This is a genomic window from Chitinophaga pendula, assembly GCF_020386615.1.
Lineage (GTDB): Bacteria > Bacteroidota > Bacteroidia > Chitinophagales > Chitinophagaceae > Chitinophaga > Chitinophaga pendula.
The window spans coordinates 1,242,336-1,253,021 of the sequence record NZ_CP077769.1 but is presented as its reverse complement, the minus strand read 5'-3'; the positions used below and the strand labels follow the sequence as shown (position 1 = coordinate 1,253,021).

General features: G+C 48.6%; 9 protein-coding genes. 3 read left to right on the top strand and 6 right to left on the bottom strand.

All coding sequences use genetic code 11. The features are described 5' to 3' along the window. Positions 1 to 14 precede the first annotated feature (14 nt). Positions 15 to 857, bottom strand: coding sequence for an SDR family NAD(P)-dependent oxidoreductase (locus KTO58_RS05090; RefSeq protein WP_095840427.1), 843 nt, complete (start codon positions 855 to 857; stop codon positions 15 to 17). 203 nt (positions 858 to 1,060) lie between these two features. Here KTO58_RS05090 and KTO58_RS05085 point away from each other — a divergent pair, with 203 nt between their 5' ends. Next, a complete protein-coding gene (locus KTO58_RS05085; protein ID WP_095840428.1) occupies positions 1,061 to 3,409 on the top strand; it encodes a PDZ domain-containing protein in 2,349 nt (782 codons plus the stop codon). Positions 3,410 to 3,566: 157 nt separating this feature from the next. After that, a complete protein-coding gene (locus KTO58_RS05080) occupies positions 3,567 to 3,893 on the top strand; it encodes a hypothetical protein (RefSeq protein WP_095840429.1) in 327 nt (108 codons plus the stop codon). Positions 3,894 to 3,907: 14 nt separating this feature from the next. Here the strand turns inward: KTO58_RS05080 and KTO58_RS05075 are convergent, their stop codons facing one another. The 5 genes from KTO58_RS05075 to KTO58_RS05055 all read right to left on the bottom strand — a co-directional run bounded on the left by KTO58_RS05075 (position 3,908) and on the right by KTO58_RS05055 (position 8,526). After that, positions 3,908 to 4,159 carry a hypothetical protein gene (locus KTO58_RS05075; RefSeq protein WP_095840430.1) on the bottom strand — a complete coding sequence of 84 codons (252 nt, stop codon included), beginning with the start codon at positions 4,157 to 4,159 and terminating at the stop codon, positions 3,908 to 3,910. A 200-nt stretch (positions 4,160 to 4,359) separates the two neighbouring features. Further along, positions 4,360 to 4,881 (bottom strand): DUF4142 domain-containing protein, encoded by a 522-nt coding sequence (locus KTO58_RS05070; RefSeq protein ID WP_157753178.1) that lies wholly within the window; start codon positions 4,879 to 4,881, stop codon positions 4,360 to 4,362. A gap of 23 nt (positions 4,882 to 4,904) precedes the next feature. Next, the gene (locus KTO58_RS05065) at positions 4,905 to 6,062 is read right to left on the bottom strand and encodes a zinc-dependent alcohol dehydrogenase (RefSeq protein WP_095840432.1); all 1,158 of its coding nucleotides are present in this window, start codon (positions 6,060 to 6,062) and stop codon (positions 4,905 to 4,907) included. Positions 6,063 to 6,191: 129 nt separating this feature from the next. After that, complete coding sequence (locus KTO58_RS05060; protein ID WP_157753179.1) at positions 6,192 to 7,673, bottom strand: MFS transporter; 1,482 nt, start codon at positions 7,671 to 7,673, stop codon at positions 6,192 to 6,194. A gap of 415 nt (positions 7,674 to 8,088) precedes the next feature. Continuing rightward, positions 8,089 to 8,526 (bottom strand): KGG domain-containing protein, encoded by a 438-nt coding sequence (locus KTO58_RS05055; protein WP_225860064.1) that lies wholly within the window; start codon positions 8,524 to 8,526, stop codon positions 8,089 to 8,091. A 433-nt stretch (positions 8,527 to 8,959) separates the two neighbouring features. On the opposite strand from KTO58_RS05055, the gene KTO58_RS05050 reads away from it, so the two are divergent. Next, positions 8,960 to 10,678 (top strand): carbamoyltransferase family protein, encoded by a 1,719-nt coding sequence (locus tag KTO58_RS05050; RefSeq protein ID WP_095840435.1) that lies wholly within the window; start codon positions 8,960 to 8,962, stop codon positions 10,676 to 10,678. The last annotated feature ends 8 nt before the right edge of the window (positions 10,679 to 10,686 follow it).

The following is a 10,686-nucleotide window of genomic DNA, read 5'->3' as shown; positions in this document are numbered from 1 at the left end:
CTTTTAAAGCATCATCAGGCAAAAGCAGTCGCTACTGCCTGTGCTTCCCAGGCTTTCAGGTCGTCTTGTACATCGGCTATCTTACGGGCAGCCATGTCGTACGCATCTTGTCCGAGGAAGAGGTGTAAAGGCGGTTGCGGAGCTTCTGCAGCGGCGATGATCACTTCCACTGCCTTTTCCGGATCACCCAATTGGTTGCCATCCAGCTGTTGCTGGTGCATTACCTGTGACTCACGAACGCTTACATAAGTATCTATCGGATTGGCAGGTGTGACGAGGGAACCGGCGGACAGGAATTCTGTCCTGAAATAGCCCGGTTTTACGGTCGTTACATGTACACCGAACGCTTTCATTTCCTGAAAAAATGCTTCCGTCAGTCCATCTACGGCAAACTTGGTTGCGCAGTAGATACCCCAGCCGGGGAATGCACCGAAGAAGCCACCGATGGAAGATATGTTGAATACATGTCCTGCACCTTGTGCACGCAGATAACGCGTTGCGTGGCGTATTACATGCAGTAACCCGAATACATTCACTTCAAAATTACCACGCACTTCTTTGTCGCTCAATTCTTCCAAACCACCCAGCAATCCATATCCTGCGTTATTGACGATCACGTCTACGCGACCAAAATGTGCGACTGTCTGCTCAAGGGAAGCACGTACACTTTCTTCATTTGTAATATCTACAGCCAGTGGCAGGAACTGATCGCTTGCAGTACCTATGGCGTTGATCAATTGATTGAGGTGGCGGGAGGTGGCAGCTACTGCCGCGCCGGTTGCCAGGAGTTTCTTCACCAGAATCAATCCCAGCCCTTTACTAGCACCTGTTACATACCATACTTTCTTGTTGCTCATTGTGTGTTGTTTTTGATAACACAAAACTAGTGTGGCTATTGCCAACCCTTATTATGCTTTTCAAACGGCTTTTTGCATAAATCAAACATTGGTTTAGCGGCCTGTTTCAATGACATTATATTAACTGATCTACCCATTATATTATCTTTCACTAGTTAATACTATACAATAGCTTTATTTTTCTTTTCTTATCCACCGAACAGATGAAACAATGTTTTCTTTTCTTATGTGCGCTGCTATTGGCGACTTCCCTATGTGCCCAGCATGATATCCACGTGTCACCCCATGGGCAGGATAGCAATAACGGCAGCCTGTCTGCTCCATTACAGACGTTATCCGCTGCGCTGCGGCAGGTGCGTAATGCGCCTGTTACCGAAGTGCGGATACAGCTTAGTGCCGGCAGTTATCCGCTGGAGAAAACCTTGCTGATCAACCCGGAGGTGTTAAACGGTCATACACTTACTATCCAGGCTTATATGGGGGCGCAGGTAACGATTCATGGTCTTTCTCCTATTCGTGCGAAGTGGCAACCCTGGCAACAGGGAGTGCTGAAAGCTCATATTGGTAAAGGTTTGATGCTGGATCAATTATACTGCAATGGAGTTCCATTACCGATGGCACGTTATCCTAATGCAGACAGTACGCAACACATCTTCTACGGTACGGCGGCCGATGCTATTTCGCCGGAGCGGGTGCAGCGATGGCAATCACCGGCAGGCGGTTATGTACATGCCCTGCATCAGGGGATGTGGGGAGGTTTTCATTATCTCATTACGGGGAAGGATCCACAGGGACAGCTGCAACTGGAAGGCGGCTGGCAGAACAATCGTCCCGCTCCTATGCATGCACAATATCGTTTTGTTGAAAATATACTTGAAGAGCTGGATGCTCCCGGAGAGTGGTATTATGATACGGTGAGGGGCATCCTCTATATATACCCACCGCAAGGGGTGAATATGCAGCAGGCGGTATTCGCCCGTAGTGTGATAGACGACCTGGTACATATTACCGGTACGACGACATCGCCGGTCAGCAGTGTGACGGTCAGGGGTATCCGATTTACCGGCACCAATCGTACGTTTATGCATACCCGTGAGCCACTATTGCGCAGTGACTGGACTATTTACCGCGGGGGAGCAATTCTGATCAGTGGTGGCCGGCATATCCGGATCAGTGACTGTGACTTTGGTTACCTTGGGGGCAATGCGTTGTTCGTCAGTGGTTATAACCGGGATGTACAGCTTAGCGGCAACCATATTCAATATATTGGTGGTACTGCCATTGCCTTTGTCGGCGACAGCAGTGCTGTCCGCTCTCCCTTGTACCGGTATGCCGATACGCTGGCGCTATCTCGTCTGGATATTGTTCCGGGGCCGGTGAACGACCGGTATCCGGATAGTTGTGCCGCGACGGACAATCTGATCCATCATATCGGCACTATTGAAAAACAGGTAGCGGGTGTGCAGATCAGTATGGCCCGTCGTATCCGTGTGCAGCACAATAGTATTTACCAGGTACCCAGGGCGGGTATTAATATTGGCGACGGCTGCTGGGGAGGTCATGATATTGGCTTCAACGATGTCTTTAATACGGTATTGGAGACCAGTGATCACGGTGCGTTCAACTCCTGGGGGCGGGATCGTTACTGGGTACCGGATATCCATGCAACGGATGAGCGGGTAGCCCGCAATCCCGATCTACCACTGCTGGATGCGGTTGATCCTGTGCTGTTGCATGACAACCGTTTTCAATGTGCACACGGCTGGGACATTGACCTGGATGACGGTTCTTCCAACTACCGCATTTACAACAATGTCTGTCTGCAGGGAGGCTTGAAGTTACGCGAGGGTTACGGGCGTACTGTATGGAATAATATACTGGTAAACAGCACTTTCCATCCGCATGTGTGGTATCTGCATAGTGGTGATGTATTCCGTCATAATATCGTGGGAGGTAGTTATGCCCCTATCCGTCTCCGCAGTTGGGGGACAACGGTCGATAGTAACCTGCTGCCCACGGCGGTGGCAGTGGCAGCAGCACAAAAGAACGGGACTGACAAGCATAGTCTGGCAGGTGATCCCGATTTTTCTGATCCTTCCGGGGGGGATTACCAGGTGAAAGCAGGATCGCCGGCATTCAGGATAGGATTTGTCAATTTTGCTATGCGGGATTTGGGTGTCAGGAGTGCGCGGCTAAAAGCGCTGGCGCAGTCTCCTTCATTGCCGCCCATACGGGCTATAGTAGCAGCGACATCTGGTGATACCCTGCAATGGCTGGGTGCACGCCTGAAAAATATTACTACCCTAGGGGAAAGGTCTGCTGCGGGGTTGTACGACCAGGAAGGCGCTTTGGTATTGCAGGTGTCTCCCGGTAGCCTGGCAGCTAAAAGCGGACTAAAAGCAGGCGATGTGATCCGAAAAGTAAATGGGCAGTCAATACGTGATTTACTGGGGCTGCAGGAGCTTATAAAAAGCCTTTCCTGGCAACTGAGCACCGACCTCCTCCTTATTCGGGATCAGCAGGAACGGAGATTGGATCTCCCCCTGCGATAACGAGTGCTGTGCGTCATAGTTCTGTCAGATAACAAAATTAAACCCCTATCATTCTGCTGCAGGACCAAAAAACTTCCGGAAATTTGGTGTAGTAAGCAAACTGCGCCTGGCTTAAGGGCATGTATTTTGTTTGAACTTTCCCTAAAAAAATAAGGTTATGATGGAACTACGGAATGGGCAATGCTTCAAGGTAAGCTCCAGGTCGGTAGCTGCGCTCAGCCATTGTAGCAATACCTTTGACTTTGTGGTCAAGGTATTGTCGGTAGACCACGCCCATGATAAAGCCCTGTTTAAGTTATCACGTATTATAGGTCCGTACAATAATAATCTGCGGATTGTGTCTATGGTGAAGAAGGTGGTGGAGGGGATGCCTGAGCCCGTTAATAATCATCCATCTTTTTTGCAGGATCCTATGTTCAAGTGGGAATCGTTTTTTGTTTCCTGGATATCCAAACGTATTGCCACTCCCTGGCAAGCGGGATAATTACATCGTACTGATCAGGACATATAATTGCTCTCAAACAGGACATCCATATGTGCCGCTATGAGGCGATGTGCATATCTGATTGTATGCGTTACCCATTGCCGATGATGATTGAGCATGAGGAGGTGAAATGAATACCGGTCAGGCAGCGGGGCTAGTCCGCAATCTGTGAGCTGCTGATAAGTGACGAGGGAATCTGCTGTGGTAAAGAAATCCGCGTAACACAGCAATGCGGTAGCTGAATGTATTTCTATTCTGGATTGCATGTGTAAGGATTTATGAAAATGAAAAATAGGATGTCAAACGAGCGAAAAGGAGTAAAGAGAGAGGATGATTGTAGCACACGATCTCAGTGGTTGAAGGTAGACCTTTTTTCCGAATATCCTATTCCATTAACATATAGCAAAAAAGAGGGTAGCATTACGGTTAAGTAACACTACCCTTTGAACATTGTGTTTTCCTGCTTCTATTGAGGATATAAAGCTGCCAGGCTATCTGCGTGTTTAGCATGCATGCGGATGACGGGCAGATATTTGGCTGCGTACGCTTTCAAGCGACCATCGTAGCCGCTATCAGCCTGAAACTGGAATACATCGATCGTCTGCTGATGGTCCCGTACCTGTCCTTTGATGTAAGCGGTATCGAACTCGTAGCCCCGTAATGCTCCCAGTTTGGGGTATATTATCTTATGTGCGGAATCCATTACCTGATCCAGGCCCAGTGTTTTGTCACGGGCGATACCTAACAATTCATCCAATGCTCCCTGGTGGTCTGTGACCATCTGCCGGGCAAACGTTTTAATACTTGCTGTTGCAGAGATCGAGTCGGCTAATTTACCGAAGGTTATTTCGTTGACATTTCCCTGTGCGGCGACAACCATGAAGGTAGCGTCGCGCCTGTCAAGTACAGGGCTGCTGTCATTGTTCTTACTACAGGCAGCCGCCCCTAAGATACCGATCAGCAGCAAATAGTATGGAGAGGTTTTCATAAAACAAGATTTATGAATAATCATTAGGGTTTCAGTATCACTTTAACGCAATCGTCCTTTTTTTCCCTGAAGATATCATATGCATGAGCTGCGTCTTGCAGCGGAAGCTGGTGTGTAATGATATCATCGAGTACTACTTTGCCCTGTTGCACCAATTGCAGGAGGTGATCTATATATCGTTGTACGGGTGCCTGGCCGAATTTCAGCGTAAGTCCTTTGTCAAATATGCGATGAAGGGGAAAGTTGTCGAAGGGAGTTCCATAGACGCCGACTACGGACACTGTGCCTCCTCTGCGTACTGCTTTGATGCACAGTTCCAGGACTTTATCGGTTCCTTTTTCTACGTTAATAACTGCCTTCAGCCGGTCTATAAAGCTGCGTTCTGCTTCCAGCCCCACTGCGTCTACGCAAACATCCGCTCCCCGTCCATGTGTCATGTCGCGGATAGCTTCTATCACGTCTGTATGGTGGGGGTTGATGGTATCGGTTTTATTTACTTTGGCTGCCATTTCCAGGCGATAGGGAACCGGATCTATGGCGATGACCCTTCCTGCGCCATTCAGCCAGGCCGCTTTCTGGGCCATGAGTCCTACGGGCCCTGCTCCGAAAATTGCTACTGTTTCTCCTCCCTTCAGTTGTGCCCAGTCTATGGCGCTCCAGCCGGTAGGAAAAATGTCGGTCAGGAACAACACTTGTTCGTCGGTGAGTTCGTCCGGCACCTTACGCGGGCTATAATCTGCGAATGGCACCCTTACGAATTCCGCCTGTCCTCCTGCGTATGCACCATACAGGTCAGTATAACCAAACAGTCCACCACCTTTACTATCCATCAGGTTACCATCCGGACCGTAATGTTCGGTGTTGCTGTTTTCGCAATGTATGGGAAGTCCATGCTCACAAAAATAGCAACCTCCGCAGGCGACGGGGAATGGTACTACTATTCTGTCTCCTTTTTTCAAATGTGTAACGGAAGGGCCGGTCTCGGCTACAATACCCATAAACTCGTGCCCCATTACGAGGTCTTTCAGTTGTGGAAAGAATCCGCCATATATATGCAGATCAGAGCCGCAGATAGCGGTGGAGGTGACCTGCACAATGATATCATCTGGCTTTTCGATCACAGGATCTTCAACGGTATCTACGCTGATATCGCCAACTTTGTGAAACACTGCTGCCTTCATATGCGTAAGATTTTAAGTGAGAGATAATGAGTGTTAAACAAACACTATACCATGACGCATATGCCTGTAAGGCCCAGCCTGCTGTGGAAGCGGGTTTACAGAGATTACTTCAGTAGCGGGCAAACGATATCAGCTAATGAGATCTTTTTTTTGTGAAGGATGTTTCCATTTTGAAGGACGGTAGATAATGCGTTGTACTACCTGGCGGGCGGGTTTTTCTTTGAGGATACGTTTCAGTTGGCTATTCATATCGCTGGTCATTACGGCACTCTCCACTTCACCCGGTTCGGCCACGCGGCGTAGCAGGCGTATGGCTATCATGGCGAGTATAGCGCTGATTACGAAGAAGAAGTTCCACTGTTGCAGGTGTAATAACGGCACTTGTATCACACGGCTGGCGCTATGCCATTGTACGTTCCACAGGACCTGACGGCCGACAAAATAATCCGCCATCAGTCCACCAAATAAGGGTGCCAATGCAGCGGTAAAGGCATTAAGCATATTCTTGGCGGAGAGATATACCATTGCCTGCCCCTGGGGTGCCAGTTTGATGCCTATATTATTCAAAGCGAGGGTGATGCCGGACGTCGCCATACCGGTGGCAATATTGATCAGTGCAAGTAAGGTGATGGCGAAAGAAGGCGCCGGATATAAGGCGGTAAAGGCCCAGGCCAGGAGGCAGGCGATATATACAGGTGCGCAGATGCGGATTACGTTTTTGTTGCTGTATTTATCAATGTATTTGCCCCAGACACTTACAAAGCAGATACTGCTCAACTGGGCGAGTATCCCCAGCAAGATGATGGTTGAGATCGGCAGGCGCAGTGTTTTCATCATGTATACCATGAAGAAGGGAGTAGCCAGGTTGAGAGCGAATACCCAGCTAGCATTAAAGAGCAACATGCGGCGATAATTGGTATCCTTCAGTGGTTGTCTGATCTGCCGTAGCAGTGATTCGGTCTCACCGCTAGCCATACGGGGTTCTTGTACCCTGGAAAGTGCGTAAACGCCTAAAAGGCCAGCTATACCTGCCAGCAGAAACATGCTGGTATAAATGGAAATCTCATTGCCTGGGAAGCGCTCTTTCAGATAATCCACTAGGAGGGCGATGGAGATACTAAGGGTAACATTCAGTGATTGCGCGAGGCGGGTACGCCGGGAAAAATAGCTTCCCAGTATCTGGCCAGGTATCAGGTCTTTCATCCAGGAGTTCCAGCTGGCACCTGCAATAGAGCCGAAGAAATAGTGAAATGACAGCAGACTCATAAGCAAAGGAAGCGTTGCACCTGCCGGCAATATCCAAGGCAGCAAGCCGATGCATACCAAAGGTAACCGTGCCATGGTAGAGCAAATGACGGTGATGGCTCTGCGGTTGCGGTAGCGGTGCACCAACCATATAGAAAATAACTGGAATATATTAGTAAAGGTAGGCATTGCCGCCAGTACGCCGATTTGGAAATTACTGGCGCCCATCTGTAGTGCGATGGCAGTGAGGAAAGCGCCTGCAGTCAGTACAACCATGGCCTCAGTAGCAAGCCCATCTTTTACAACCAGCCGCAGTCCTGACTGGACCTGGTCCGGGGATAATTCGGAAGAAGGAGTGAGTTTCATACACATACCACCTGCTACACACTGCTGTACGGGCAGTGATAGCCGGATTTAGCACATTGTTATGCAGTAGCGGGGTAGCTGGTAAAGGGATCATACCCGGTGGATGTTGTGGTGATCAACCCGGCTTGGAAAAAACTGGTCTACCTGGCAGCCTCATTACTGATAAGTAAATAAATATATATAATATCTAAAGTGGAGAGAAAAGCCTAGCTGAGTGTGATGCCATTGTCTGTAATACGTCCCTGCGATTAACTGATGCAAAGTTAATATGTTTTTTAATTAAAAAATATAACATTAACGCATCATTTACATGTTCATAATCAGTGCTATAGCAGAGTTCGCAGGAAAACAAAATAGCCGGCGGTTGGACCACGCCGGCTATATATGCCTTGTAATAATTTTTGTTCGCTTAGTGTTATTCTTCGCTGGTGGATTTATTGTCGGTATCCGGTGCAGGCGGAGTTGTTTGCTGTTGTTGCTGTTTTTGCAACTGGGCATTTCTTCTGCTGCTGCGGGATACTTCCCCCCCTTTTTTACCAATAGCGGCCATATGTTCGCGGTTACGACTGATGATGGCGCCGCCTTTTTTTCCCGCTTCGCGGGCTTCTGCGGAAGTAAACTGGTGCGCCACTCCTCTTTCGTGAGCGATTTGGCCACCTTTACTGGCAATACGTCTTTGTTTTTCCCGGCTCATGGACGCAAATCCACGGTTGGAAGTATTTGATTTTTTCTTTTCTCCCTGTTGCGTGGATTCTTTAGCATCATGTGCTCTCTGTTCGTTTGCATTGCCGTTCGCAGATTCATGCTGCTGGTTTGCATGTTGGTCTGTAAAGTTGTTGTTGTTTTCTGACATGGTCTTTCAAGTTTTTTGGTTAAACGGTTTCCATAATAACGTTTAGCTTTTTCTCTCTGCCCTGGGTGATGTTTTAAGGTACTCTACTGATGATTCCACAATTTGCTGCGAGCAGGCATGACTGATAAGTATACTCGTATATTGTCGCAATTAGCATGCCATCGAGGCCAGCCTTTGTATTACTTTTTTCCTGCTCTATGATTTGCCTTACTGAAAAACCGGGTCATGATACTGCTATAGCTGTGACTGGCGTAGCATTCCGGGCATACATTGAGGTGGATAAAAATCATTACGGGGCGGCTCCGCTACATGTATACGGCATGAAATCCTGTATCATCTTTTTACGTAGAAGTGTATGTGCTTTTGTACAACATGTGGAACGGTTTATGGATCCTGCACAATGTCCTCACTACAGACCAATTAAACTTTTTCTATGTATACACTAGGTATTAATGCGGCATTTCATGATTCTGCGGCTTGCATCCTAAAAGATGGGAAGCTGCTTGCAGCCGTGGAAGACGAGCGTTTTACGCATATTAAACACGGCAAACGGCCTATTCCATTTTCTGCTTACGAGCTACCCTTTCATGCGATCGATTATTGTCTGAAGGCTGCGGGTATACATTTGCGGGAAGTGGATCATATTGCTTATTCTTTTGACCCTTTCATTTTACTGGAAGAGGCGGAGGAAAGGGAATCGCAGATAAGTCTGCCACTACGGCCCAGTTATCAGGCTACAGACAGCAAATGGTTATCTCCCTGGGATCCGTTATTCTTATCATCTATTGTCAATGCACCCGGACAGCTGGTAGATGGCTATCCTCATCATTTGCAACAGCGGTTCAAAGACACTATTTTCCGGCCGGAGCAATGGCATTTTGTGGAGCATCACCTTTGCCATGCCGCCAGTGCTTTTCTGCCTTCTCCCTTTGCATCTGCTGCTGTAATGACGATAGATGGCAGGGGGGAGAAAGCGACCACTACTTTCAATATTGGGAATGGTAGTCAGCTGGAGCGTATCAGCCAGGTTAATATGCCGCACTCACTGGGACTGCTATATGAAGAAGTGACCAGTTATCTTGGGTTCCTTCATTCTTCCGACGAATACAAAGTTATGGCCCTGGCTTCCTATGGCCATCCCAGGTATGTGCAGGTATTTCGCGACATGATACATATGATGGATGATGGCCAGTATACTATTGACCAGGATCAGCTCATTGCGGCATTCGGCCCCGCTCGTCTGCGGGGAGCTGCATTCACGGATTATCATTTTGATATCGCGCACTCGCTACAGGCAGTATTGCAGGAGAAAGTGCTGCAGCTAACCAGCTGGTTGCGACAACAGACTGGCATGGAAAATCTCTGTTTTGCCGGAGGCGTTGCTCTGAATTGTGTGCTCAATGCCTGTATCCGGGATGCGGGCATCTTCCGTAATATCTGGGTGCAACCTGCGGCCGGGGATGCCGGTACCGCCTTAGGTGCTGCCTTGTGGACGGATGCCCGTGTGCGAGACGGGCAAGACAGGGCCTTTGTCATGGACCATGCTTACTGGGGTCCGGAGTATAATGACGAAGACATTGAACAATTCCTCCGCTGGACGAAAACGCCGTATGCTAAACTGGAAGATATCGCAGGTACGACGGCACGCCTGCTGGCGGAAGATAAGATCATCGGGTGGTATCAGGGCAGGATGGAATTCGGGCCCCGTGCGCTGGGTAGCCGTTCGATCCTGGCATCTCCTATCCATGCGGATATGCAGGCAAGGCTGAACGAGGTAAAGGACCGGGAAGATTTCCGTCCGGTAGCTCCTGTGGTATTGGAAGAGGATGCGGCTGAATGGTTTGAAGGAGCTTCTTATTCTCCTTTTATGCTATTCGTGTATGATGTGAAGCCCTCTAAAAAAGCGTTGATACCGGCGGTATGCCACGTGGATGGCACTGCACGGATACAAACCATCAATGCGCAGCAGCATCCGACCTATCATTCCTTATTGCAGGCCTTTAAGGAGACAACAGGTGTGCCGGTGCTGATCAATACGTCTTTCAACACATTGGGAAAACCCATTGTATGCACTCCACGGGATGCGCTGGAGTGTTTTTGGTCCTCTCCTTTTGATGCATTGGTAATCGGCTCTTTTTTAATACAGAAATAGTAAATCAT